Below are 23,872 nucleotides of genomic sequence, written 5' to 3' on the forward strand. Positions count from 1 at the left end.
GGGCGGGGCGCCGGCCCCGCCCGCGTGGCTCAGCGGTAGTCGTCCTCGTCGGCGGCGACCACCCGGGCCTGCTCCATGGCGTCCCAGTCGTCGACCTCGAGGCCCCGGTGCGGCTCGCCGTCGCCCTCCTCGGGGGTGACCACGGCGGCCTGCTCGACCGCGTCGGCCGGCTCCGCCTCCGGGTCCCGCTCCTCCGGAGCGAGGTGGTGGCTCGGGGCGAAGTCCTCCTCGGGCTGACCCATCGTCCCTCCCTGGAACTCGGTGCGGACAGTCACCACCACACCGTACGGGCTGGCCCGGGCCCGCGCTCGGCGGCGGGCGGAACGGTGGAGTCGGCGATTGTCCCCTCCGGGGGGAGGACCCGGTGCCAGGATGGAGACGTGGGCTTCCTGATCCGGCTGGCGATCACCGCTGTCGCGCTGTGGATCACCACGCTCATCGTGCCCGGGGTGGAGGTGACCGGTCACAACGGCTTCAACACCGTGTTCACCGTGGTCGTGGTGGCGCTCATCTTCGGTGCGGTCAACGCCCTGCTGAAGCCGGTCATCAAGGTGATCGGCTGCGTGTTCTACCTGCTCACGCTCGGTCTGTTCGCGCTCGTGGTCAACGCCCTGCTGTTCCTGCTCACCGACTGGATCGCGCGCGGGCTGGATCTGTCGTTCCACGTGAACGGCTTCTGGGCGGCGTTCTGGGGCGCCATCGTGATGGCGGTGGTGAGCTGGCTGATCACGATCGTGGTGCCGGACAGCCTGGACCAGCGGTGAGCGGTTCCCGGGTCGGTTGTGCCCGCCGCCCGCTCCTACGGGATACTTCCGGCGGTGGACAGCGCGGTCCGGCGCACCCAAGGAAGACAGCGGCCTGCACGGCCGAGAGCGGTAAGTAAGGAGCGTTCGACATGCCCATCGCTTCCCCCGAGGCTTACGCGGAGATGCTGGACCGGGCCAAGGCCGGCCGGTACGCGTACCCCGCGATCAACGTGACCTCCTCGCAGACGCTGAACGCGGCGCTCAAGGGCTTCGCCGACGCGGAGAGCGACGGCATCATCCAGGTCTCGACCGGTGGCGCGGAGTACCTGTCCGGTCCGTCCGTGAAGGACATGGTGACCGGCGCGGTGGCGTTCGCGGCGTACGCGCACGAGGTGGCCAAGAAGTACCCGGTGAACATCGCGCTGCACACCGACCACTGCCCGAAGGACAAGCTGGACAAGTTCGTCCGCCCGCTGATGGCCATCTCGCAGGAGCGGGTGAAGAACGGCCAGGAGCCGCTCTTCCAGTCGCACATGTGGGACGGCTCGGCGGTGCCGGTGGCCGAGAACCTGGAGATCGCCGAGCAGCTGCTCACCGAGGCCGCCAAGGGCAAGATCGTCCTCGAGATCGAGGTCGGCGTCGTCGGCGGCGAGGAGGACGGCGTCGAGAACGCCATCAACGAGAAGCTCTACACCACCGTCGAGGACGGCCTGGCCATGGTCGACGCCCTCGGCCTCGGTGAGAAGGGCCGCTACATGGCGGCACTGACCTTCGGCAACGTGCACGGCGTCTACAAGCCGGGCAACGTCAAGCTCCGCCCGGCGGTGCTGCACGACATCCAGGTGGCCGTGGGCGCCAAGTACGGCAAGGACAAGCCGCTCAGCCTGGTCTTCCACGGCGGTTCCGGCTCGCTGCTGTCGGAGATCCGCGAGGCGCTGGACTACGGCGTGGTGAAGATGAACATCGACACCGACACCCAGTACACCTTCACCCGGCCGGTCGCGGACCACATGTTCCGCAACTACGACGGTGTGCTGAAGGTCGACGGCGAGGTCGGCAACAAGAAGATGTACGACCCGCGCGTGTGGGGCAAGGCCGCCGAGGCCGGCATGGCCGCCCGCGTGGTCGAGGCCTGCGAGCACCTGCGCTCCACCGGCACCACGATGAAGTGACCCGCTGAGGAGGGGCCCCTGTCGACGAACGGTTGTCGACAGGGGCCCCTTCTTTCACGCGGTGAGGATCCGGGCCGCCTCGCGGGCGTCGTCGGTGAGGTGGATGGTGGCCGACAGGTCGCCGAACGGGGAGGCCGCGAAGAGCGGCCGCAGCAGCGACTCCACCGGCAGCTCGGCGGTCCAGTAGGTCCGGTCCAGGAACACGTACGCGCCGCTCGCCCCGTCGGTGCCGTAGAAGGTCTTCGTGGCCGCCTGGAACACCTCCTGCACCGTGCCGGCCCGGCCGGGTGCGAAGACGATCCCGCCCCGGGCCAGCCGCAGGATGGTGTCCTCCCGGATGGCGTTCGAGAAGTACTTGGCGATCCGGCCGGCGAACAGGTTCGCCGGCTCGTGCCCGTACAGCCAGGTGGGGATGGCCAGGCCGCCCGAGCGGGCCCACTCGGTGCCGGGCGCCGCCGGGCGGGGCGTGGGCAGGGACGGGCCGGCCGCGTACCGGGCCCGCACCTGCAGCGCCGCGGCCGTGTAGCGGTCGTGGTCGTTGAAGTCGGGGGCGGTGGCCAGCAGGTCGATCGCCGCCGTCAGATCCTCCGCCGGCCAGGCCGCGAGGAACGCGCCGAGGTTCGCCGCCTCCATCACGCCGGGGCCGCCGCCGGTCACCACCAGCCGGTCGGCCCGCGCCAGCTCCCAACCCAGCACGGCCGCCATCCGGTACGCGGCGCTGCCGCGCGGCACCGCGTGCCCACCCATCACGCCCACCACCGACTGCGGCCCGTGCACCGCCAGCCAGGCGCGGGTGGCGTCGGCCAGGGCGTTGTCCACCCCGTGGTCGTGCAGCCGCTGGCCGAGCGCCTCCCGCACGTCGGGCAGGGCGCCGCCGTGCGCCCGGAAGTGCGCGTACACCCGGGTGTCGTACATCCCGACGAACCCGCCCTCGGCGAAGCCGGCGGCCAGGTCGTCGGCGGTGTAGAGGTGGGACGGCTGCGTCGGGTAGGGCAGCCCGGAGAAGGGTGGGACGACGTTCGCGCCCCGGCGGACCAGGTCCGCGCCGACCTCGCGGTCGGCGAACCGGCAGCCCACGAAGAGCGTGCCGGCGACCTCGGCGCCGCGCAGGTCGGGGACCGGGTCCAGGTCGAGGCGGAGGCCCTGGACGGTCACGCCGGCGAGGGTCCCCTCGGCCAGCCGCCGGTCGAACTCGGTCCGGGTCTCGATCTCGTCGGTGCGGGTGGCGTGCGGCTCGATGACGTCCGCGGGTGGTGGGGTCGGCACCGGACCATCCTGCCCCCGGGCGGCAAGCCGGCAAACGTGGGGAGCACGGACAGGAGCCCGGTGGCCAGGCCGCCGGGCTCCTGCACTACCCGGTCCTGGGGAGGTTCCGGATCTGTAGTTGTAGTGGAAAAACCCGCGTACCGGCATGGGCCGCGGGTACGTGGGCGGCACACCGCAGGCGTGACGAAACCCTCAGCCGTTCAGCCGACCGGCTGGGCGGACCCCCTCGCGGACCCCAGGGCGAAGCGGGTTGAATGGGGCGATGCAGAACCTGTTGCCTGAGCCACCGGCCACCCTGCTCCCCGCACACGAAGAGGCCGACGCCGTGCTGGCGGCCGCCGCCGAGCAGGACACCGACGAGGCGTACGCCGAGGTCGCGGCCCGCTTCCCGACCTACAGCGCGGGCTGGGCGGCGCTGGCCACGCGGGCACTCGACGCGGGCCAGGTCATTCCGGCGTACGCGTACGCCCGCACCGGCTACCACCGGGGCCTCGACCAGCTCCGCCGCAGCGGCTGGAAGGGCCACGGCCCGGTGCCCTGGTCGCACCGGCCCAACCGGGGCTTCCTCCGCTGCCTCTACGTGCTCTCCCGGGCGGCCGGCGAGATCGGCGAGGCGGACGAGGCGGCCCGCTGCGCCCAGTTCCTCCGGGACTGCGACCCGGCCGCCGGAGACGCCCTGGCCAGCCACTGACGCAGGGCGACGGCCGGTTCCCGCTCGGGAGCCGGCCGTCGCGCCCGCGCTACAGCCCCTCCGCCACCGACGCGGCGATCTTCAGCCAGGCGTCCCGGGTGGCCGAGGAGAGCTGCCCGTACCGGATCGGCTCGCCGGTGTCGATGAGCCGCTCGTACGGCGCCAGCAGCACCGCCCGGGTCCGGGCGGCGAAGTGTTCCTGGATGGCCGGCAGGTCGATCTCCTTCCGGGACGGCGGCATCGACACCACCGTCACGGCCTGCCGGACCAGCCGCTGCCGGCCGCTCTGCTCCAGGTGGTCGAGCATCCGCGCGGCGGTCTCCGCCGAGTCGTTGCGCGCCGACATGGTCACCACCAGTTGGTCCGTGGCGTCCATGGCGGCCTGCCAGTTCTGCGCCCGGACGTTGTTCCCGGTGTCCACGAAGATCAGCTTGTAGAAGCGGCTCACCACCTCGCGGATCTCGGCGAACGCTGCGGCGGTCAGCATCTCGCCGCCGGTCGCCGACTCGTCCGAGGCGAGCACGTCGAACATGCCCTCGCCCTGCGAGCGGACGTACTGCGACAGGTCGCCGACCCGGCCGTGCGGCCCCTGGAACTGGCCCAGGTCCCGCAGCATGTCCCGCACCGTGCGGGAGTGGAAGTCCTGCTGGGCCCGCATCCCGAGGGTGCCCTGGGTCTCGTTGTTGTCCCAGGCCAGCACGTACCCGCCGCGCTTCTGGCCGAAGGTCATGGCGAGCAGCAGGATGGCGACCGTCTTGCCGGCGCCGCCCTTCGGGTTGACCACGGTCACCTGGCGCAGCCCGCCGAAGTTCCGGCGCACCATCTCGATGTCGCGCCGCATCTCCTGCTCCTGGCGCCCCGGCGCGAGCCGGACCAGCCCGATCTTGTTGACCACCGCCCGGACGCCCATGGTCGCGACCGGGTCCACCGGCCGGGCCTGCCGCCGCCGGGCGAAGTCCTCCGCCGTCGGCGGGGCACCGCTCGCCGGGGTCCAGACCTGCTCCGGGTACGCGCCCGGCGCCGGCTGCGGCGGCCCGGCTTGATGCGGCCCGGGCTGGTGCGGCCCGGGCTGGTGCGGCGCGGGTTGGTGCGGGCCGGGCTGTGGCGGTGCGGGCGGCTGCTGGGGTGCGCCCGGCTGCGGGGGCGGGCCGGCCTGCTGGGGCCAGGCCGGCGGGTACCAGCCCGGCGGGCCGGCCTGGGGCGCCGGTTGCCCGTAGCCGACCGGGCCCGGCGGGTATCCCGTCCCGTCGCCGTATGGCTGCTGGAGGGGTACGCCCGGCGAGGGTGGGAACGGCCCGAGCCGCGGCGGCGAGCCCTCGGCCGGGCCGTCGGGAGCGACCTGCGCGGTCCCGACCGCGGGCTGCGCCGGGTCGGCGGTGCCGGCCGCCGGCGCCGCGGCGGTCGGGTTCGGCTCCCCCGGGTGGACGCGGGTGGTGGCGTTCGGCTCCCCCGGGTGGACGGGGGTGGTGGCGTTCGGTTGCCCCGGGTGGACCGGGGTGGGGTCGGTGGCCTCGGGGTGGGCCGGGTCGGTGGCCCCCGGCTGCACGGGGTGGGCCGGGGCCGACGGCGTGGCAGGCGGCTCGGGCGGGCGGACCGGGGTCCCCGGTGCGGCGGCCTGGGTGGGCGACGGGACCGGCCCGGGATGCGCCGGCGGCGTGGGTGCGTCGACGGTGGAGCGCTGCGGTGGCTGAGCCCAGGGGGACTCCGGGCGGCCGGCCGGCGGGCCTTCCGCCCGACGCTCGCCGGGGGTCGATTCCGCTTCGCCGGGCGCCCCGTCGGCGCCGGCCGGGGCGTCCGGCGAGGTCGCAGCCGACGTATCCGGGGTGTTCTCCGGCGGGCCGGATGCGCCGCCCGTGTCGGCCGCTCCGACGGGGCCGGCGGTGCCATCCGGGCCGCTGCCCGTCGCTGGGCCGAACCGGCCATCCGGGCCGGCAACCTCCACGGGGGCGACCTCGGCATCCGTCCCGACACCGGCCTGCGGGCCGGCCGCGGCGTCCGCGCCGGCTGCGGCGTCCGCGCCGGGGGCGGTCGCGCCGTTCGCGCCGGGGGCGGTCGCGCCGTTCGCGCCGACGGCACCGTCCCGGCCGACCGCACCGACCGCCGGGTCCCCACCATCCGGGCCGGCGGCGCCGCCCCGGTGGCTGGTCGCCCGAGGAGCGGGGACCCCGGGCGTGATCGGGGCCGGGTGGTCGAGGGTGAACGGGAGATCCAGGTCGACCGGGGCCGGCGCCGCGTGGGGCGCGGGCACGGCCTCGCCCGCCGGTGCCCCGGTCTCCGGGCCGTCGGCCGTCGCGGGCGCCGGCTCGGTCGGGGACGGCGCGGGCCAGGCCGGCGGGACGGGCCAGGCGGCCACGTTGGGCTGGGCCGGGGCCGCCCACGGCGGAGCGGTGACGACCCCGTCGGTCTGCTCGGGCGGCCAGAGCGGTTCGATGTCCCGCTCCGGCACCTGCGGTTGACCTGGCACGTGGGCCCGGTCGGCGTTCTCGTGCACCACGGTTCCTCCCCATTCCTCCCGCCGAGGATAGGCCGTCCGGTCAGCCGGGTGGCCCGAGCGGGGGGATCGACGGAGGTCAGGCCGTCCAGACCGCCCAGGCGCCGGGCTCGGTCCACCAGGACCGCTTCCGGCTCAGCTCGCCCTCGACCCCGTCGTCGAGGAAGGGCAGCTTCTTGTCACGGGGTACGACCGCCGCCGCCCGGCCACGGGCCCGGCGCACCTCCAGCCGTACCCTCTTCCGGCCCAGCGCGGACCGGGTGACCACGGGCACGGCGACCGCCACCTCGACCCGGCCGTCGGACGGGTCCGGGTCGGCCAGCAGCACCACGTCGTCCAGGCGCGCGTACCCGCCGGCGTTGCCGATCGCGCACGCCATGATCGGCTCCTCGCCGTTGCTGAGCACCGTGCCGTCGACCTCGACCCGGGCCCGCCAGTGCAGCGGCCGGCCCGCGTCGTCGGCCGCGCCGAGCAGCGCGCCGTCCAGCGTGACCGAGCCGCCGTCGTTGCGCAGCAGGTCGAGCCGGCGGGCGGTGCCGTCCAGCACCGCGGTGGCCACCGCCGCCGGGTCGCGGGGCAGGCCGAGCTGCGCGGCCAGGTCCCGCGCCGTCCCGGCCCGCGCCGGGTCGAGCGGGAGTACGCCGACCGGTGGCAGGTCCGGCACCGTCCGGTTGCCGGGCAGGTCGGCGGGGCGGCGGCTGGGCGGCGGAGCGTACCGCCGGACCAGCCGGCGCAGCACGGCGCGCAACTGCCCGTCACTGGCCGTCGCGACGACCAGCCGGGTCTTGGAGTCGGGGTCCGGCCAGGTGAGGCCGTCGGCGCGGGGTGGGCCGTCGAGGCGGGCCAGCACCTCGTCGATCTCGGCGTCCGAGCGGGCGGTCACCGTCTCCACCCGGGCGCCCCGGGCGGTGAGCGCGTCCGCGCAGGCCAGCACCGGTACGCGCGGCGTCTCGCAGCGCTCCCCGGGCTGCTCGCCGGCCGTCTCCGAGGCGCCACCGCAGCAGGCTCCACCGCTGCCGCAACCTCCACCGGGAGCGTCCCGCTCCGAGCCGAGGGTGAGCAGCACCACGTCGTACACGAAGGAGCCTCCTGCTTCTCGACGAACCCCTGCCGGTCCCACCGTCACTACTTGTTAGCCTGACACCCCGGGCTCGCCGACCGGTCGCCACCTGGCACCCGAGCCTTCTGGAGGCGGAAAAGATGCCAGCGATCGTGCTCATCGGCGCTCAGTGGGGCGACGAGGGCAAGGGCAAGGTTACCGACCTGCTGGGTGAGCGGGTCGACTACGTCGTGCGCTACTCCGGCGGCAACAACGCCGGCCACACGGTGATCACCCCGGACGGCCAGAAGTACGCGCTGCACCTCATGCCGTCCGGCGCGCTGTCACCGAGCGCGATGATCATCATCGGCAACGGCGTCGTGGTCGACCCGAAGGTGCTGCTGGAGGAGATCGACGGTCTCGCCGAGCGGGGCGTGGACGTGTCCCGGCTGCGGATCTCGGGTGACGCGCACCTCATCATGCCGCACCACCGGGCGCTGGACCGGGTGGTCGAGCGCTACCTGGGCAGCTCGCGGATCGGCACCACGGGCCGGGGCATCGGCCCCGCGTACGGGGACAAGGTCGCCCGGATGGGCATCCGGCTCCAGGACCTGCTGGACCCCGGCATCCTGCGCAAGAAGCTGGAGCTGGCGCTCCGCGAGAAGAACCAGCTGCTGTTCAAGGTCTACAACCGCAAGGCGATCGACGTCGACGAGACCGTCGAGGAATACCTCCGGTACGCGGAGCGGCTGCGCCCGTACATCGCGGAGACCCGGGTCATGCTCTGGGACGCGCTGGACCGCGGCGACACGGTCCTGCTCGAGGGCGCCCAGGCGACCATGCTCGACATGGACCACGGCACCTACCCGTTCGTCACCTCGTCGAACCCGACGGCGGGCGGGGCGTGCGTGGGCGCGGGCATCCCGCCGACCGCGATCACCAAGGTCATCGCGGTGAGCAAGGCGTACACCACCCGGGTGGGTTCCGGCCCGTTCCCGACCGAGCTGTTCGACGACAACGGCCAGCATCTGCGCAAGGTCGGCCACGAGTACGGCACCACCACCGGCCGGGAACGCCGCACCGGCTGGTTCGACGCCGTCGTGGCCCGGTACGCGTGCCGCCTCAACGGCGTCACCGACCTGGTCATCACCAAGCTGGACGTGCTGACCGGCATGCCCAAGGTGCCGATCTGCGTCGGCTACGAGATCAACGGCAAGCGCTTCGACGACATGCCGATGACGCAGACCGAGTTCCACCACGCCACCCCGGTCTACGAAGAGCTCGACGGCTGGTGGGAAGACATCACCAAGGCACGCACCGAGGAGGAACTCCCGGAGAACGCGCGCCGCTACATCGCCCGAATCGAAGAACTGTGCGGCACAAAGGTGAGCATCGTAGGCGTAGGCCCAGGCCGCGAAGAAAACGTACTCCGCCACCCCCTCCTCCCGTAACCACCCACCCAGGCCCACCCGCGCCGCCGGCCCCACCCCGCGCCGGCCCCGGTGATCATGAAGTTAGCGGCAGTTTTGTAGATCCAGATCGCCGCTAACCTCATGATCAACTCGCCGGGATGGGTGGTTTTCCACAGCAGGTCTGTGGGTTGTCCACAGGGGTCTCGGGGTTTCTGCGGGGCGGGGAGCCTTTGGGGTGTGGATCGTCGGCAGGTGATCGGGGGCGTTGCCGCCCGGCAGGGTGGCGTCGTGACCCGGCAGCAGGCGTTGGGGGCCGGGTTCAGCCGGCATGAGATCGACAACCTCGTGGCGTTCGGTCGGTGGCGGCGACTGTCCCGCGCGGCCTACCTGATCGATCCCGCCGCGACGGGTGGCGGTCAGCGGCTGAGCCGGATCCGGGCGGCGGTGCTCTCGCTGGGGCCGCACGCCCACGCCGTGCTCGCGACGGCGGCCGAGTTGCACGGGATCGGCGGATTCTCGCGCACGGGCGCGATTCATGTGGCCCTGCCCGGCCGCGCGGCCAGACCGGCCCGCGTCAAGGAGCCGGCCGTCGTGCTGCACCAACTCGAACACGCCGCCGAGGCGCTGACCGTGCTCGGCGGTGTCCCGGTGACCACCGCGGTCCGGACCGTCGCGGAGCTGATCCTGCGAGAGCGCCGTTATCCGGCAGTGGCGTTGCTCGACTCGGCGCTGAACCGTGGGGTGATCAGCGAGGGCGAGATGCTCTCCCTCCCGGCGCTGATCAGAGGGCGGCGAGGCGCCGTGGCCGCCCGGGGCTACGTCGCGGAGGCGGACGGTCGGGCGCAGTCCCCGCTCGAGACGCGTACCCGGCTGCGCTGCGTCGACGGCGGAGTCCGTCCGGATGCTCTCCAGATCGAGGTACGGGACTCCGACGGTTATCTGCTCGGCATCGGCGACCTGGGCTGGCGGGCCGGGCGGGTCATCGCCGAGGCAGACGGGAGAACCCCGCATGCGGCCCCGGATGCCCTCTTCAACGACCGCCGCCGCCAGAACCGCCTGACGAACGCCGGCTGGACGATCCTCCGCTTCACCTGGCCCGACACCCTGACCCCCGACTACATCCCGTCGGTCGTCCGGCGCGCCCTCACCACCCGAACCCTGCGTCGATCATGAGGTTGGCGGCGATCTCGATCTCATTTCCTGCCGCCAACCTCATGATCGACGGGGTGGGGTGGGGTGGTCAGTAGGATGCGGGGTCGTGCGGGTTCTTCTTGTGGGTGGTGGAGGGCGGGAGCATGCGCTCGCGCTCGGACTGGCCGGCGATGCCTCTGTCTCGGCGCTGGTCGCGGCTCCCGGTAATCCGGGGATCGCGGGCGTTGCGGAGCTGCGGGACGTGAACGCTGCCGATCCGGCGTCGGTGGCGGCGCTCGCCGTCGAGGTGGCGGCGGATCTGGTGGTGATCGGGCCGGAGGCGCCGCTGGTGGCCGGGGTTGCCGACGCGGTGCGGGCCAAGGGCATCGCGGCATTCGGTCCGTCCGCCGAGGCGGCCCGGCTGGAGGGCTCGAAGACCTTCGCCAAGGATGTGATGACCGCGGCCGGCGTGCCGACCGCCCGGGCGTACACGTGCGCCGACGCGGAGAGCGTCGGCCGGGCGCTCGACGAGTTCGGCGCCCCGTACGTGGTGAAGAACGACGGGCTGGCCGCCGGCAAGGGCGTCGTGGTGACCGATGACCGCGCCGCCGCCGAGCGGCACGCCGAGGAGTGCGGCCGGGTGGTGATCGAGGAGTACCTGGCCGGTCCGGAGGTCTCCCTTTTCGTGGTCACCGACGGCGAGGCCGCCGTGCCGCTGCTGCCCGCCCAGGATTTCAAGCGTGTCGGCGACGGCGACACCGGGCCGAACACGGGCGGCATGGGCGCGTACGCGCCGCTGCCCTGGGCCCCGCCCGGCCTGGTCGACGAGGTGATGCGCGACGTCGTGCACCCGACGCTGGCCGAGCTGCGCCGCCGGGGCACCCCGTTCGCCGGCCTGCTCTACGTGGGCCTGGCGATCACCGCCGCCGGCCCGCGCGTGATCGAGTTCAACGCCCGCTTCGGCGACCCGGAGACCCAGGTGGTGCTCGCCCTGCTGGAGACGCCCCTGGCCGGTCTGCTGCACGCCGCCGCCTCCGGCACGCTGGCCGCGCACCCGCCGCTGCGCTGGCGCGACGGCGCGGCGGTCACCGTCGTGGTGGCGGCCGAGGGCTATCCGGCGGCGCCGCGTACCGGCGATGTGATCACCGGCGCGGACCGCGCCGGGGTCATCCACGCCGGCACCCGCCGTGACCCCGACGGGAGCCTGCGCTCCGCCGGGGGCCGGGTCCTCTGCGGTACGGCCACCGGCCCGACCCTGGCCGCCGCACGGGACGCCGCCTACGAGCTGGTACGCGGCATCGAGCTGGCCGGCTCGCACCACCGCTCCGACATCGCCGCGGCCGCGGTGGAGGGCCGGATCGACCTTCCCGCCTGATCGGGGCCGGGCCGCTGGCCCGGTCGTCAGCGGTTCGTCGCGCCGGGCGCGACCGCCGGCTGGCCCGCCGTCTCCATGCCGGTTCCGCCCGGGGACGCCGGGCGGACGGGCGTGCGGCCGACCATCCGGTCGAGCACGTTGGCGGTGGCCCGTTCGATCCGCTCGTCGCGGTGCCCGCGCCGGTTCAGCGCCATCGTCCAGCCGAGCGTGCCGGTGGCGAAGACCACCGCGCCGTGGGGTGTCTCGTAGACGTGGGTGCTCTGCGTCCGCCGCCCGCCCTGCCGGGCCGGGTACGGCGATCCGCTGAGCAGGGTTTCGCCGAGCCCGAAGGGTCGGGCGGCGGCGGAGTTGACGCCGTCCGCCTCGCCCTGGACGACGCCGGGGATCCGGTCGCCGTCGGCCACGCCGGTGCCGGCCCACACCCAGTGCCCGGCGGACCGGACCACCAGCGGCTGCGGGGCGGCGACGATGCCGTTGTACTGGACGCCGAGCAGGGCCTGCTCGGGGATGTCGAGGTCACGCCAGGTCACGGTCGGCCCGGCGGCGTCCTCGCCGGGGTCGGGGGTGGTCTTGGCGCAGGCGACGATCCGCTCCGGGCGGCCGTCGGCCGAGGGGCGCACCCGGATGTGCCAGTAGACGCTGTTGGCGCCGAGGAAGGCGAGGCTGGTGCCGCCGGCCAGCCCGGCCTCGGCGGCCCGGCGCATCTCCGCCGACCAGTACTCGTCGTGCCCGCAGAACACCAGCCCGCGGTGCCGGGACGGGTCGAGCCGCCCCGAGTGCAGGTCGAAGCTGGTCGCGTAGCTGACGTCGTAGCCCTTGCGCTCCAGCCACTGGACGGCGTCCTGGTCCCGGCTGAACTGGGTCGGCTGGCCCGCGTCGGCGTACGGGCGGTCGAAGGAGACCTCCCGCGCGCGCAGGGCCGGGGTGCGCCGCCCGCCTGCCGAGTAGCCGTTGTAGAGGCTCTTGCCGGCCCGCCGGTCCAGCGGCCACTGGTTGTACGCCTGCCAGGTGGTCACCGGCAGCACGACGCACAGCGCGGCGGCCCGCCGGTCGTCGCGCACCACGAACGGGGTGCACGCGCGCCAGCCGTCGGCGGAGGTGAAGACCGCCTGGTAGAGGCCGGAGGTCCAGTCCTCGGGGATGCGCAGCGTCCAGGACACCGGCCAGCGGCAGGCGATCGCCCCGGTGGCCGGGTCGGCGGGCGGCACCGGCTGCGGCGTGCCGTCGAGTTCCGGGCTGGTCAGCATGGTCCGGGCGCCGGCGCCGGCGTACCAGCCGAGCCGGTGGACGGTGATCCGGAAGGGGCGGGCCGGGTTGACCGCGACGTGGAAGTCGACGGACTCGCCGGGGGCGAGGCTGGTGGTCGAGGCGTACCCCTGGATCTGCCGTTGCCGGTCGTCGGCGGACCGGATGTCGCCCCGCGGCCACCAGGGCTCGCCCGCCGCGCGGTTCTCCACCTGGACGGGTGGGGTCTGTCGGCGGGTGGGCGGGCCGGTGCGGCGCTGGCTCAGCACGGGCTCGCCGGCGCCGAGCGCGCTGGCGGAGACGCCACCGAGGAGGAGGCCGAGGGCCCAGCGCCGACGGAGTCGCACCATGCGCAGCTCCCGGAGGGGATGAGAGTCGCTGCCGGGGCAGCCGGCGCACGGAAAGTACCACCGGCGGGGTGGCCCCGTCTGTCCCCTGTCGGACCGCTCAGGCGTAGTAGCGGCGGAGTTCGCGGCCGAGCACCTTGCCGGTGGCGTTGCGCGGCAGGTACCTCACGAACACCACGTCCCTCGGCACGGAGAAGCGGGCCAGGTAGTGCCGGACGTACTCGCGGACCGCCTCGGGGTCGAGCGCCTCACCCGGGTGCAGGGCCAGGAAGGCGGCCAGCCGCTGGCCGTACTCCGGGTCCGGGACGCCGATCACGGCGACCTCGCGGACCTGCGGCAGCCGGGCGATCAGATCCTCCACCTCGGACGGGAAGACGTTCTCCCCACCGGAGACGATCATGTCGTCGGCCCGGCCGTCGACGAAGAGGAGCCCTTCCGGGTTCATCCGGCCCAGGTCGCCGGTGTCCAGCAGGCCGTCGCGGCGCTCCCGGCCGTCCCCCGAGGTGTAGCCCTCGAAGAGCATCTCGTTGCCCACGAAGATCCGGCCGACCTGTCCGTCCCGGACCGGTTCGCCGGCGTCGTCCACGATCTCCACGCGGGTGCCGTGCGGCGGGCGGCCCGCCGTGGTGGGGGCCGCGCGCAGTTCGGCCGGGCCGGCGATGGAGGCCCAGGAGACCTCGGTCGAGCCGTAGAGGTTGTGGAGGACGTCGCCGAAGCGGTCCATGAAGGCGGTGGCCAGGCCGCCCGGAAGGGCGGACCCGCTGACCGCCACCACCTTGAGCGGTGGCCGGCGCTCGGGGGGCGGCGCCTCCATGAGCCGTTGCAGCATCACCGGTACGGCGAAGAGCGCGTCGCAGGGCTGCCCGGCCAGGGCGGCGAGCGTGGCAACCGGGTCGAACCGCCGGTGCAGCACGATCGTGGCGCGGAGCGCGAACGACACCTGGAGGGCGGCGTACCCCCAGGTGTGGAAGATCGGCGCGGCGATCAGCACGGTGTCGTGCACGTGCAGCGGGATCCGGTCGATGATGGACACCAGCGGGCCGAAGCCGTGCGGTGTCGGCCGGCGGGCGCCCTTGGGCGCGCCCGTGGTGCCGGAGGTGAGCACGATCGTGCGGCCGTCCCGGTCCGGCGGTTTGAGCTGGTCTCCGGGCAGCGCGCCGGCGATCAGCTCCTCCTGGCGGCGCTCGTCGACCCGGTGCAGGTCGGCGGGAAGGCCGAGGACCCGCTCGGCGAACTCGGCGTCGTGCACCAGCACGCGCAGGCCCTGCTCCTCGGCCACGGTGGCCAGCTGTGCCGCGGAGAGGCCGGTGTTGACCAGTACGGCGTCGGCGCCGAGCAGCATGGCGGCGACGATCGCCTCGATGAGGCCGTGGTGGTTGCGGCAGAGCACGCCCACCCGGTCGCCGGACTGCACGCCGAGCCCGGCCCGCAGCGACCGGGCCAGCCGTTCCGACCGGTCCAGCAGCTCCTGGTACGTCAGCGAGGCGCCGTGCTCGTCGACGACGGCGGTCCGCCCGGGGTCGCGCGCGGCGGCCTGGCGCAGCTCACCGGCCAGGCTCCAGCCCCACCGGCGCAGGGCGTTGAGTTGGGAGGCCACCCGGATGGGGCGGCCCGGGTTGAGCAGTCCGCGTCGGGTCAGCGTGGCGACGATGAACGGCAGGTCCAAGTCGCAACCCTCCTTCGCGTTCGTGTTCTTCCGATCATGCACGCGCCGCGGCGCGGCGCCCAGCTCACGTGATCAGTTGCCCAGCCGACGGGATCCGGAACGTGGACCGGCGGCCCGACCCGCGACGGCGGTACGCCCGGCACGGCGGTGCCGTCGCGGGTCGGGTCGGGGTCCGCCGGGGATCAGCGGATCTGCATGCCGGAGATGGCCCGGGAGATGACCAGCCGCTGGATCTCGGAGGTGCCCTCGAAGATGGTGTAGATCTTGGCGTCCCGGTACCACCGCTCGACCGGGTGGTCGCGCAGGAAGCCGGCGCCGCCGAGGAGCTGGACCGCCCGGTCGGTGACGGACACGGCCACCTCGCCGGCCTTGAGCTTGGACATCGAGCCCTCGCCCGCCGTGAACGGCCGGTTGTTGCGGCCCATCCAGGAGGCCCGCCAGACCAGCAACCGGGCCGCGTCGATCTCCATCTTCATGTCGGCGAGCGCGAACGCGACCGCCTGGTTCTCGATGATCGGCCGTCCGAACTGGACCCGTTCCTTGGCGTAGTCGAGGGCGTACTCGTACGCGGCGCGGGCCACGCCGAGCGCCTGCGCGCCGACGGTCGGGCGGGACAGTTCGAACGTGCGCATCGCCGCCTGGCCGGAGGCCCGCTGGCCGGTGCGGGCGCGGGCCAGCCGCTCGTCGAGCGCCTCCTTGCCGCCGAGCAGGCAGCGCCCCGGGACCCGGACGTCGTCGAGGAAGACGTCGGCGGTGTGCGAGGCGCGCAGCCCGAGCTTGCGCAGCTTGCGGGTGGCGGTGAGCCCGGGCGTGCCGGGCGGCACGACGAACGCGGCCTGCCCCCGCGAGCCCAGGTCGGGCTCGATCGAGGCGGTGACCACGTGCACGCCGGCGATGCCGCCGTTGGTGGCGTACGCCTTCTGCCCGTTCAGCACCCACTCGTCGGTGGCCTCGTCGTAGACCGCGCGGGAGCGCATCGACCCGACGTCGGAGCCGGCCTCCGGCTCGGTGGTGCAGAACGCGGCGACCGCCGGCTGGTCGACGTCGCCGAAGCACTGCGGCACCCACTCGACGAGCTGGTCGGGGGTGCCGGCGCCGTAGATGGCGGCGACGGCCAGCGAGGTGCCGAAGATGCTCAGGCCGATGCCGGCGTCACCCCAGAACAGCTCCTCGCTGGCGATCGGCAGGGAGAGCCCGGTGGGGTCGGCCCAGCAGGTGGCGAGGAACTCGAAGCCGTACAGGCCGACCTTCGCCGCCTCCTGGATGATCGGCCAGGGCGTCTCCTCCCGGGCGTCCCACTCGGCCGCGGCCGGGCGCACGACCTCGGCGGCGAAGCCGTGCACCCAGTCGCGAAGGTCCCGCTGTTCCTCGTTCAGGTCGAGCGAGAACTCGGCCATGTCAGGCCTTGGGGATGTCGAACAGGTTGGCGATGTTGGCGGCGAGGCCCAGGTCGCCCTTGGCCTTCAGCTTGCCGGTCATGAACATCATGACCGGGTTGCCGCCACCGGAGACGATCTTCAGGAACTCGACCGGGCCCATGGTGAGGCTGAGCTTCGGGTCCCGGGTCGGGGTCTCCGAGACGGTGCAGGTGCCGTTCTCGATGACGATCTCGTAGGTGTCGGTGCCACCGTCGGGGCGGCCGGTGATGTTCCAGTGGATGACCGCGTTGGTGGAGCCGGCCCGGTCGGCCCGGAACAGCGTCGGCATCCGGTTGAAGACCTCGCTGAGGATCTTGCCGCGCAGGTCGCCGGACATGATCTCGGCGAGCTTGTCGTCGGGGGTGGACTTGACCAGCTGCGCGAACTCCTTCGGGCCGACGTTCGCGAAGTTGGCCGGGTCGAAGTCACTCATAGGGGGATGCACCTCTCGGGCGAGCCGACTTTGGTTACTCAGGCGTAACCCTACGCACGAGTAGGTATGCTCGCAAGAGTGTCCAGCACACCGACCTTCAAGCGCCTCCCCCGCGCCGTGCGCGAGCAGCAGATGCTCGACGCGGCGGTCAAGGTCTTCTCCCGCCGGGGCTTCCACGCGGCCAGCATGGACGAGATCGCCGACGACGCCGGCATCTCCAAGCCGATGGTCTACGCGTACCTGGGCACGAAGGAGGAGCTCTTCGTCGCCTGCCTGCACCGGGAGGGCACCCGGATGATGGAGGCCATCGCCGGGGCGGCCGCCCCCGACCTCCCCGCCGACGAGCGGCTCTGGCGCGGGCTGCGCGCCTTCTTCGGCTTCGTCGGCGCGCACCGGGACGGGTGGGCGGTGCTCTACCGGCAGGCCCGCGGCGAGCAGCCGTTCGCCGCCGAGCTGGCCACCATGCGCGGCCGGCTGGTCGAGGTGGTCGCCGGCATGCTCGACCACGCGCTGCGCGCCCAGGGCCGCGAGGTCGGCGCCACCGACCTCGAGGTCGTCGCGTACGCCCTGGTGGGCGCGACCGAGTCGTTGGCCGACTGGCTGGCCGACCACCCGGAGGCGGACCCGGAGAAGACCGCCACCCGGATGATGAACGTGGCCTGGCTCGGCGCCGACCAGCTGCTGCGCGGCGTCACCTGGCACCCGCCGGCCGGCTGACCCGGGCCCGCACCCGCCGGCCGCGCGCCCAGCGCACCGTCTCCACGACGGCGGTCAGGGTCAGCGCCAGCCCCAGTCCGAGCAGCAGCCCGCGGACCGGGTCCCGCTCGAAGGCGAGCCCACCCAGGTAGCCGACCAGCGCCGAGTAGATCGCCCAGGACACGGCGGCCAGCGCGTCGAAGAGCAGGAACCGCCGCCGGGGAAACCGGACCACCCCCATGGTCAGGGTGACCGCCGTCCGTCCACCCGGGACGTAGCGGGCCACGACGAGGATCAGCCCGCCGCGGGCCGCGATGCCCCGCCGGGCCCGCTCCAGCGCGGCCCGCCGCCGGCTGCCACGACCGCTCCGGCCCGCCACCTCGGGGGCGGGGACGGCCGCCGGGAGCCGGGCCAGCAGCCGGCCGCCGCCGTGGCGGCCGATCGCGTACGACACGTGGTCGCCGACGAGCGCGCCGAGCGCGGCCACCACGACCACCAGCGGCAGGTCGGGCTGGCCGGTCGCGGCGAACACCCCGGCCGTGATCACGGCGGTCTCGCTCGGCACCACCGGGAAGAAGCCGTCGACCACCGCGACGGCGAACAGCGCCAGGTAGACCCAGGGCGAGGACATGGTCTGGTGGAGCAGGTCGAGCACGGAATCCATGGCCCCGATGCTGGTCGCGCCGGCCCTTCCGGCCATCTGCCGTCGGTCGCCCGGCGACTGTCACTTTCGTCGCGTCGTACCCCGACGGGCCGTCGGGGTCGGCCCCCAACCCTCCCGGAGGTACGCCCCGTCGCGCGCCCGCCCGGCCTAGGCTCGCCGGGTGACCACCCTCGCCGCCCTGCTGCGGCGGGCCGAGCGGCACACGCCGCTCCTGCTCGCCGTGCTGGTGGCCGCCGGCACCTGGGCGTCGGCCACCGGCGCCCTGGGCGTCCGCTCGCCGCTGCCCCGCCTGCTGGTGCTGGTCGTGGCGCTGGCCTCGGGCGCCGCCGCCGTCGCGCCACGCCGCTGGCCGCTGGTCGCCGCGGCGGCGGTCGGCTGGCTCGTCCTGGCCGCCTCGCCGGCCGCCGTCCTGGCCTCCTGGCGGGCGGGGGTGGCGCTGCGCGGCCGGCGTCTCGCCGCGTACCTGCTCGGTGCGGGAGTGGTCGCCCTGCTCGGGGTGGCCGTCGGCGTCGCGGTCGGCGGTGAGCGCCGGCTCACCACCGCCACCGGCGCCAACGCCGTGGCGCTCTTCGCCTGGGTGGTGGTCTTCCCGCTGGTCGCCGGCCTGTGGATCGGCGCCCGGCGGGACACGCTGGCCGCCCTGCGGGACCGCGCCGAACGCCTGGAACGCGAGCAGGAGGCGCGCGCCGACCGGGTGCGCGCCGAGGAGCGGGCCCGGATCGCCCGCGAGATGCACGACGTGGTGGCGCACCGGGTCTCGCTCATGGTGGTGCACGCCGGGGCGCTGGAGGTGACCGCCGCCGAGCCGGCCACCGTCGAGGCGGCCGCCCTGATCCGCGCCACCGGCCGCGCGGCCCTCACCGACCTGCGCGAGGTGCTGGGCGTGCTGCGCCGGCGGGCCGGCGACGGCACGCCGCTCCCCGCCACCGGCCTGGACGCGGTCGACGAGCTGGTCCGGGAGTCGCGGGCGGCCGGCCTGCGGGTGGACCGGCGGGACGAGGGCACGCCCGGGCCGGTGCCCGGCGGGGTGGCCCGGACCGTGCACCGGGTCGTCCAGGAAGGGCTGACCAACGTCCGCAAGCACGCCCCGGCCGCGGCGGTCACCGTCCGCCTGCGGCACCTGCCCGACGGGATCGAGGCCGCCGTCCGCAACGGGCCGTCCGCCCGGCCCGGCACCCCCCTGCCCGGCGCGGGGCTCGGCCTGGTGGGGCTCCGCGAGCGGGTCGAACTGGCCGGCGGGCGGCTGTCGGCCGGCCCGACCGACGACGGCGGTTTCCTGCTGCGGGCGCTGGTGCCGATGGAGGACCCCACATGATCCGCACCGTGATCGCCGACGACGAGCAGTTGGTCCGGGCCGGCCTGCGGCTGATCTTGGAGGCCGCACCCGACATCGCGGTGGTGGGCGAGGCGGCCGACGGGGCCGAGGCGCTGGCCGCCGCCGTACGGCTGCGGCCCGACGTGGTGCTGCTGGACGTGCGGATGCCCGGCACCGACGGGCTGACCGCCGCGCCGCTGATCGTCGCCGCGGGCCCGAAGGTCGTCATGCTCACCACCTTCGACCAGGACGAGTACGTGCACGGCGCGCTGCGCGCCGGCGCGGTCGGTTTCCTGCTCAAGGACACCCCGCCCCGGGAACTCGCCGCCGCCGTGCGGACCGTCGCGGCCGGCAACGCCATGCTCGCCCCGACGGTGACCCGGCGGTTGATCAGCTCGTTCGCGGAGCGCGGCCCGGCCCGGCGGGAGGCCGCCCGGCAGCGGCTGGCCCGCCTCACCGACCGGGAGGCGGCGATCGTCCGGGAGGTGGCCCGCGGCGATGCGAACGCCGACGTGGCCCGCCGGCTCGGCACGAGCGAGGCCACGGTGAAGACCCACGTCAGCCGCGCGCTGGCCAAGCTCGACGTGGCCAACCGCGTCCAGCTCGCCATCCTGGTCCACGACGCCGACCTGCTGGACGAGTGAAACTGTCGGTGTGCACCATCATGATCGCGCCGTGCTGAACGGAATCGACGAGATCGACTGGTCGCGGCTGAGCCACGCGTACGGCCCGGCGGACGACGTGCCGGGGCAGCTGCGCGCTCTCGCCTCGGCCGACCCTGGCGAGCGGGCACGCGCCCGGTACGAGCTCTACGGCAACATTTTCCACCAGGGCAGCCGCTACGAGGCGACCGCGTACGCGGTGCCCTTCCTGCTGGAACTGCTCGCCGACCCGCGCACCGGGGAGCCGGCCGAGCTGCTGGAACTCCTTGTCGCGATCGCGATCGGCTACGACGAGAGCTGGCTCCCCGACGGCCTGCCCCTGGCCGACTGGCGCGGCCGGGCGGCGGGTGGGGAGGCGCTGTTGGCGGCGGGGCCCCGGCCCGGTGACGACGCCTACGACGAGGACGAGGGCGACTACGCCTACCTCGAGTCGCTCACCGAGGCCGACCAGGAGCGGCTGTACGCGTACGTCGAGCTGGCCGCCTACGACGCGGTGCGCGCGGGCGTACCCCTCTTCCGTGCGCTGCTCACCCGCCCGGAGCCGGCGCTGCGCGCCTGCGCGGCGTACGCGCTCGCCTGGTTCCCCGAGGAGGCGGCGGGCAGCGTCCCGGCGCTGGCGGCGGTCGTGGCGGCCGACCCGGACACCGAACTCCCTCCGGTGGTCGGCACCGCGCTCGCGGCGACCGGCCTGCTCGGCGTGGCGCCCGATGCCGCGCTGCTCACCGATCCGCGGCCGACGGTCCGCTGGGGTGCGGCGGTGGGCCGCGCACGGGTGCTCGGCGCGGCGGCGGACCAGACGGCCGTCGACGAGCTGATGGCCTGGGCCGCGGGTGCGCCCGAGGGGCCGACGGGTGTGCCCTTCCTCGACGGGGACCTCGCCGGTTACGCCGGCCTGGCACTGCGCCAGATCGGTCCCCGGCACGCGGACCAGGGTTTCGACGTCCTGGTGGCCCGGATTCCGGCCGTTTCCGGTATCCCGGCGCTGCCGGTGGTCGAGCAGGCGCTGCGGCTGGCGTTCCCGGACGGTCCGCTGCCCGCCGGCACGCCGGCGGCGGCGCTGACCGACCGGCAGCGGAGGCTCGCGGAGGCCCTCGCCGCCTCGCCCGGCACCTGGCTGATCGGGGGGCACCCGTTCGCCAACTTCGGTCTCCTGGTCGGCGGCTACGGCATGGCGCACGACGCCGGGAGTCTCGCCGCATACCTGGGCGAGGGCACCAGCGCGGCGCGCTGATCCGCCGGAACGCCAGGCGCCGGGTCAGTGGCGGGCGGCGGCCCGGGCGCGGGCGCGGCGGCGGGCCCAGCGGGCGGCCTCGAACAGGCCGGTGACGGCCACCGAGATGCCGACCCCGGCGAGCAGGCCCTGGGCCGGGTTGTGCGCGAAGGCCAGCCCGCCGAAGTAGCCGAGCAGGCCGCAGTAGGTGCCCCAGGTGCCGCAGGCCAGCGCGTCGTACATGAGGAAGGAGCGGAACGGGTAGCGGACCGCGCCCATGGTCAGGGTGACCGCGGTCCGGCCGCCCGGGACGTACCGGGAGGTGGTCAGGATGACGCCGCCGCGCCGGTCGACCGCCCGGCGGGCCCACTCGGAGGTCGCCCGACGCCGGCTGTCGACGGGCAGCCGGGCCAGCCGGCGCGCACCCCCGCCGCGACCGATGGCGTAGGAGATGTTGTCGCCGAGCAGTGCGCCGACGGCGGCGGCCACGATGACGCCGACCACGTTCGGCTCCCCGCCGGCCGCGAAGACCCCGGCGGTGATCGCCACGGTCTCGCCCGGCACCGCCGGGAAGAACGCGTCGACCGCGGTGACCACGATGATCACCAGGTACGCCCACGGCGAGGTCACCGTCTGGTGCAGCAGGTCGAGCACGTCCCCCATGCACCCATGCTCGGTGGTGGGGTGTCAGCGGGGTGCGGAAACGGCTCCGGCGAGGGCGGGCAGCTTGTCCTCGGCGGTCGGCCCGTGCGAGGTGAGCAGCACCGGCGCGCCCAGCTCGGCCGCCACCGCCGCCGGCCAGTCGACGGGCGCCTCGTCGAGCACCGGGCGGGCCCGGAGCAGCCGGGCCGTGAGCGCGGCCTGGCGGTCCAGGTCGCCGGCCGGGCCCGGGACGAGCCGGTCGGCGGTGTCGTAGCGGCGGCAGATCCGCAGGCCCGGACCGGCCAGGTCGAGGTGGGTGAGGGCCAGCCCGTCGACCCCGCCCGCCACCTCCTGCGCGTAGCGGTGGGCGACCGCGTCGAAGTGGCCGAACCGGAACCGGCCCTGCCACGGGTTGGTCGGGTTGCGGGGGTCGGTGAACGGCAGCGCCGGGTCCTCGGTGACCAGCGGCCCGGGGCCGTGCCGGGTGGTGGTCACCCGCAGCACGCCGAGCCGCTGCGCGCTCCCGGCCAGCCCGGCCTCGGCGAGCAGTGCCTCCGCGTTGGCGAAGGTGGTGGTGCTCCACGTGGTGTACGGGTGGAAGCCGTGCCACTCGTCCAGCAGCACGCCCTGCGCCCCCTCGAAGACGCAGGTCCCCGCCCGGAGGGCCCCGGACAGCCACGTCCGGTCGACGATCGCCACCCGGCCGGCGAATCCGGCGTACCCGGGCAGGCAGTCCTCGACGGGCGGGGCGTCGAGCGGGCCGAGTTCGGCGGTGAGCCGGTCTCGCAGCGCCGTGAGCCGCCGGCGCAGCACCCCCGGACGGCGGCAGTCCGCCACCCGGGGCGCCTCGTCGGGGTGGGCGAGGCCGCACGCGACCGCCTCGCCCACCCCCAGCCCGCAGGAGCCGTGCCGGTCGGCTCCCCGGGCGATCTCCCGCGCCCGGTTGGCGGCCCGGTGGTACGGGGTGGCCAGCAGCGCCTCCCCGTCCACGGTCAGCCGGTCGAGCGCGTCGGGCACCCCGACCGCGGTGAGGTGGTCGGCCTCGGCGGCCAGCGCCAGCGGGTCCACCACCACGTGCCGCGACAGGTGCGTCCCGACGCCGGGGCGGAACGTCCCGGAGCCGAACTGCGCGAACGTGTGGTGCCGCCCGTCGCGCAGCACGACGTTGTGTGCCGCCTGCGCGCCCCCGTTGAACCGGACGACCGTGTGCACCGGCCGGCTCGCGCAGAGCCAGTCGACGACGGTGCCCTTGCCGGCGTCGCCGTAGCCGAGGTCGACCACCATCACGTGCCTCACAGCCGGGTGACCCCGCTGCCGTCGGTCGGGGCGAACGGCAGCGTGGCCACCGTGCGCCGGTCGCCGCCGAGGCGGGCGAGCGCCCGGGAGACGGTCGCGCCTGCCGTCGACCCGGCCCGGTCCAGGTCGCGCAGCCCGGTGTCCAGGTCGACGGCCTGCTCGCCGAGGCCGACGGTGAGTGCGATGGTCTCGCAGACCGCGTCGAGGTCGTCCAGCTCGACGGCGTGCTGCCCGAGCAGGTCGCGCCAGAAGTCGAGCACCCTGCGGCTGCCCGCGTACGCGCTGCCGGCGGGCAGCAGGTAGTAGGTGTCCCAGTGCCGGGTCACCTCGTCGACGATCTGCCGCAGCGGCACGTCCTCGCGCAGGTCGTCGCCGATCAGCCGGGCCACCTGCCGCCGGTCGACCCGGGGGTACGCCAGCTCGTCGCCGATGATGAACAGGTAGCCGCGCCGCCCCCGCTTCGCCCAGCTGTCGGTGACCGTGTGCCGGGCCATGAAGTACAGCGCCAGCTCGTACGACTCGGTCATCTGGCCGCCACCGCCGCCCTCCAGCACGATCCGGCCGAGGTCGTCGTCCATCCGGTTGTCGGACTCGAACTGGCCGATCTGCAACGGCACCCGGTCGCAGGTGGCGTCGCCGATGGCGCCGAACAGGATCTGCGGGTCGGGGGCGTACCCCTGGCGGAGCAGCAGGCCGAGCAGCTGCGGCAGCTTGCTTTGGAGCACGCGGGGCACGTGCCCCATCGAGCCGGTCACGTCGAAGAGCACCGCGATGGGCGTCGACCGCGGGTGCTCGGCCGAGTCGCGGCTCTCCCGGACCGCGCCGCGCGGGTCGAGCGCGGGGTGCACCGTGCGGGCCCCGCTGTCGCTGTAGGAGAAGGCGCTCGCGCCGGTGGCCCGCCGGTAGCGGTCGGCGGCGTCGTACACGTCGGTGGACCAGATTCCGCTGCCCATGG

Annotated in this window: 22 protein-coding genes; 10 read left to right on the forward strand and 12 right to left on the reverse strand. The window is 74.7% G+C overall.

The window, feature by feature from the left end:
- Positions 1-29: 29 nt before the first annotated feature.
- Entirely contained in the window at positions 30-242 is a 213-nt protein-coding gene (locus tag ACZ6PY_RS00815) for a hypothetical protein (protein WP_466069349.1), read from the reverse strand.
- 138 nt (positions 243-380) lie between these two features.
- Between ACZ6PY_RS00815 and ACZ6PY_RS00820 the strand changes: the two genes are divergently transcribed.
- Positions 381-764, forward strand: a complete 384-nt coding sequence (locus ACZ6PY_RS00820; protein ID WP_466068051.1) for a phage holin family protein — start codon at positions 381-383, stop codon at positions 762-764.
- 131 nt (positions 765-895) lie between these two features.
- Entirely contained in the window at positions 896-1,918 is a 1,023-nt protein-coding gene (gene fbaA / locus ACZ6PY_RS00825) for a class II fructose-bisphosphate aldolase (RefSeq protein ID WP_357203379.1), read from the forward strand.
- A gap of 54 nt (positions 1,919-1,972) precedes the next feature.
- On the opposite strand, the gene ACZ6PY_RS00830 is transcribed toward fbaA, so the two are convergent.
- A complete protein-coding gene (locus ACZ6PY_RS00830) occupies positions 1,973-3,184 on the reverse strand; it encodes an LOG family protein (protein WP_466068053.1) in 1,212 nt (403 codons plus the stop codon).
- Between the two features lie 262 nt (positions 3,185-3,446).
- Between ACZ6PY_RS00830 and ACZ6PY_RS00835 the strand changes: the two genes are divergently transcribed.
- Entirely contained in the window at positions 3,447-3,875 is a 429-nt protein-coding gene (locus tag ACZ6PY_RS00835; protein ID WP_466068055.1) for a DUF3151 domain-containing protein, read from the forward strand.
- A gap of 49 nt (positions 3,876-3,924) precedes the next feature.
- On the opposite strand, the gene ACZ6PY_RS00840 is transcribed toward ACZ6PY_RS00835, so the two are convergent.
- A complete protein-coding gene (locus ACZ6PY_RS00840) occupies positions 3,925-6,369 on the reverse strand; it encodes a MinD/ParA family ATP-binding protein (protein ID WP_466068056.1) in 2,445 nt (814 codons plus the stop codon).
- Positions 6,370-6,445: 76 nt separating this feature from the next.
- The gene (locus ACZ6PY_RS00845; RefSeq protein ID WP_466068058.1) at positions 6,446-7,444 is read right to left on the reverse strand and encodes a diacylglycerol kinase family protein; all 999 of its coding nucleotides are present in this window, start codon (positions 7,442-7,444) and stop codon (positions 6,446-6,448) included.
- Positions 7,445-7,566: 122 nt separating this feature from the next.
- Between ACZ6PY_RS00845 and ACZ6PY_RS00850 the strand changes: the two genes are divergently transcribed.
- The 3 genes from ACZ6PY_RS00850 to purD all read left to right on the forward strand — a co-directional run bounded on the left by ACZ6PY_RS00850 (position 7,567) and on the right by purD (position 11,323).
- On the forward strand, positions 7,567-8,856 hold the full coding sequence (locus tag ACZ6PY_RS00850; RefSeq protein ID WP_466068060.1) for an adenylosuccinate synthase: 1,290 nt from the start codon (positions 7,567-7,569) through the stop codon (positions 8,854-8,856).
- A gap of 213 nt (positions 8,857-9,069) precedes the next feature.
- Positions 9,070-9,990 (forward strand): type IV toxin-antitoxin system AbiEi family antitoxin domain-containing protein, encoded by a 921-nt coding sequence (locus ACZ6PY_RS00855; RefSeq protein WP_466068061.1) that lies wholly within the window; start codon positions 9,070-9,072, stop codon positions 9,988-9,990.
- Between the two features lie 85 nt (positions 9,991-10,075).
- Positions 10,076-11,323 carry a phosphoribosylamine--glycine ligase gene (gene purD, locus ACZ6PY_RS00860; protein WP_466068063.1) on the forward strand — a complete coding sequence of 416 codons (1,248 nt, stop codon included), beginning with the start codon at positions 10,076-10,078 and terminating at the stop codon, positions 11,321-11,323.
- 26 nt (positions 11,324-11,349) lie between these two features.
- Here purD and ACZ6PY_RS00865 read toward each other — a convergent pair whose 3' ends face one another.
- From ACZ6PY_RS00865 to ACZ6PY_RS00880, 4 genes are all read right to left on the reverse strand, one after another.
- Positions 11,350-12,918 carry a N,N-dimethylformamidase beta subunit family domain-containing protein gene (locus ACZ6PY_RS00865; protein WP_466068065.1) on the reverse strand — a complete coding sequence of 523 codons (1,569 nt, stop codon included), beginning with the start codon at positions 12,916-12,918 and terminating at the stop codon, positions 11,350-11,352.
- Positions 12,919-13,015: 97 nt separating this feature from the next.
- Positions 13,016-14,581, reverse strand: coding sequence for an AMP-binding protein (locus ACZ6PY_RS00870; protein WP_466068067.1), 1,566 nt, complete (start codon positions 14,579-14,581; stop codon positions 13,016-13,018).
- Between the two features lie 182 nt (positions 14,582-14,763).
- On the reverse strand, positions 14,764-15,978 hold the full coding sequence (locus tag ACZ6PY_RS00875; protein WP_466068069.1) for an acyl-CoA dehydrogenase family protein: 1,215 nt from the start codon (positions 15,976-15,978) through the stop codon (positions 14,764-14,766).
- 1 nt (position 15,979) lies between these two features.
- Positions 15,980-16,432, reverse strand: a complete 453-nt coding sequence (locus tag ACZ6PY_RS00880; RefSeq protein WP_355634584.1) for an SCP2 sterol-binding domain-containing protein — start codon at positions 16,430-16,432, stop codon at positions 15,980-15,982.
- Between the two features lie 78 nt (positions 16,433-16,510).
- On the opposite strand from ACZ6PY_RS00880, the gene ACZ6PY_RS00885 reads away from it, so the two are divergent.
- Positions 16,511-17,149, forward strand: a complete 639-nt coding sequence (locus ACZ6PY_RS00885; protein ID WP_466068072.1) for a TetR/AcrR family transcriptional regulator — start codon at positions 16,511-16,513, stop codon at positions 17,147-17,149.
- On the opposite strand, the gene ACZ6PY_RS00890 is transcribed toward ACZ6PY_RS00885, so the two are convergent.
- Entirely contained in the window at positions 17,124-17,792 is a 669-nt protein-coding gene (locus tag ACZ6PY_RS00890) for a DedA family protein (protein WP_466068074.1), read from the reverse strand. The genes ACZ6PY_RS00885 and ACZ6PY_RS00890 overlap by 26 nt on opposite strands.
- 160 nt (positions 17,793-17,952) lie before the next feature.
- Between ACZ6PY_RS00890 and ACZ6PY_RS00895 the strand changes: the two genes are divergently transcribed.
- Genes ACZ6PY_RS00895 through ACZ6PY_RS00905 form a run of 3 tightly spaced genes read left to right on the forward strand, consistent with a single transcriptional unit; the run spans position 17,953 to position 21,000 of the window.
- Positions 17,953-19,107, forward strand: a complete 1,155-nt coding sequence (locus tag ACZ6PY_RS00895; RefSeq protein ID WP_466068076.1) for a sensor histidine kinase — start codon at positions 17,953-17,955, stop codon at positions 19,105-19,107.
- The gene (locus tag ACZ6PY_RS00900) at positions 19,104-19,751 is read left to right on the forward strand and encodes a response regulator (RefSeq protein WP_466068078.1); all 648 of its coding nucleotides are present in this window, start codon (positions 19,104-19,106) and stop codon (positions 19,749-19,751) included. The genes ACZ6PY_RS00895 and ACZ6PY_RS00900 overlap by 4 nt, the downstream gene beginning before the upstream one ends.
- A gap of 31 nt (positions 19,752-19,782) precedes the next feature.
- Positions 19,783-21,000, forward strand: coding sequence for a hypothetical protein (locus ACZ6PY_RS00905; RefSeq protein ID WP_466068079.1), 1,218 nt, complete (start codon positions 19,783-19,785; stop codon positions 20,998-21,000).
- Positions 21,001-21,024: 24 nt separating this feature from the next.
- On the opposite strand, the gene ACZ6PY_RS00910 is transcribed toward ACZ6PY_RS00905, so the two are convergent.
- Genes ACZ6PY_RS00910 through ACZ6PY_RS00920 form a run of 3 tightly spaced genes read right to left on the reverse strand, consistent with a single transcriptional unit; the run spans position 21,025 to position 23,870 of the window.
- A complete protein-coding gene (locus ACZ6PY_RS00910; RefSeq protein ID WP_466068080.1) occupies positions 21,025-21,642 on the reverse strand; it encodes a DedA family protein in 618 nt (205 codons plus the stop codon).
- Between the two features lie 24 nt (positions 21,643-21,666).
- Positions 21,667-22,917, reverse strand: coding sequence for an adenylosuccinate synthetase (locus ACZ6PY_RS00915; RefSeq protein ID WP_466068081.1), 1,251 nt, complete (start codon positions 22,915-22,917; stop codon positions 21,667-21,669).
- Positions 22,914-23,870 carry a hypothetical protein gene (locus tag ACZ6PY_RS00920; protein ID WP_466068082.1) on the reverse strand — a complete coding sequence of 319 codons (957 nt, stop codon included), beginning with the start codon at positions 23,868-23,870 and terminating at the stop codon, positions 22,914-22,916. Before ACZ6PY_RS00920 ends, ACZ6PY_RS00915 begins: the two co-directional genes overlap by 4 nt.
- Positions 23,871-23,872 lie beyond the last annotated feature (2 nt).

This window comes from Micromonospora sp. NPDC048907, from assembly GCF_055586885.1.

What these genes read in the sequence shown, in the direction of transcription:
- ACZ6PY_RS00815 (WP_466069349.1), bottom strand. Translation starts at nt 242, where the DNA reads ATGGGTCAGCCCGAGGAGGACTTCGCCCCGAGCCACCACCTCGCTCCG.
- fbaA (WP_357203379.1), top strand. Translation starts at nt 896, where the DNA reads ATGCCCATCGCTTCCCCCGAGGCTTACGCGGAGATGCTGGACCGGGCC.
- ACZ6PY_RS00835 (WP_466068055.1), top strand. Translation starts at nt 3,447, where the DNA reads ATGCAGAACCTGTTGCCTGAGCCACCGGCCACCCTGCTCCCCGCACAC.
- ACZ6PY_RS00850 (WP_466068060.1), top strand. Translation starts at nt 7,567, where the DNA reads ATGCCAGCGATCGTGCTCATCGGCGCTCAGTGGGGCGACGAGGGCAAG.
- ACZ6PY_RS00865 (WP_466068065.1), bottom strand. Translation starts at nt 12,918, where the DNA reads ATGGTGCGACTCCGTCGGCGCTGGGCCCTCGGCCTCCTCCTCGGTGGC.
- ACZ6PY_RS00875 (WP_466068069.1), bottom strand. Translation starts at nt 15,978, where the DNA reads ATGGCCGAGTTCTCGCTCGACCTGAACGAGGAACAGCGGGACCTTCGC.
- ACZ6PY_RS00880 (WP_355634584.1), bottom strand. Translation starts at nt 16,432, where the DNA reads ATGAGTGACTTCGACCCGGCCAACTTCGCGAACGTCGGCCCGAAGGAG.
- ACZ6PY_RS00890 (WP_466068074.1), bottom strand. Translation starts at nt 17,792, where the DNA reads ATGGATTCCGTGCTCGACCTGCTCCACCAGACCATGTCCTCGCCCTGG.
- ACZ6PY_RS00900 (WP_466068078.1), top strand. Translation starts at nt 19,104, where the DNA reads ATGATCCGCACCGTGATCGCCGACGACGAGCAGTTGGTCCGGGCCGGC.
- ACZ6PY_RS00910 (WP_466068080.1), bottom strand. Translation starts at nt 21,642, where the DNA reads ATGGGGGACGTGCTCGACCTGCTGCACCAGACGGTGACCTCGCCGTGG.
- ACZ6PY_RS00920 (WP_466068082.1), bottom strand. Translation starts at nt 23,870, where the DNA reads ATGGGCAGCGGAATCTGGTCCACCGACGTGTACGACGCCGCCGACCGC.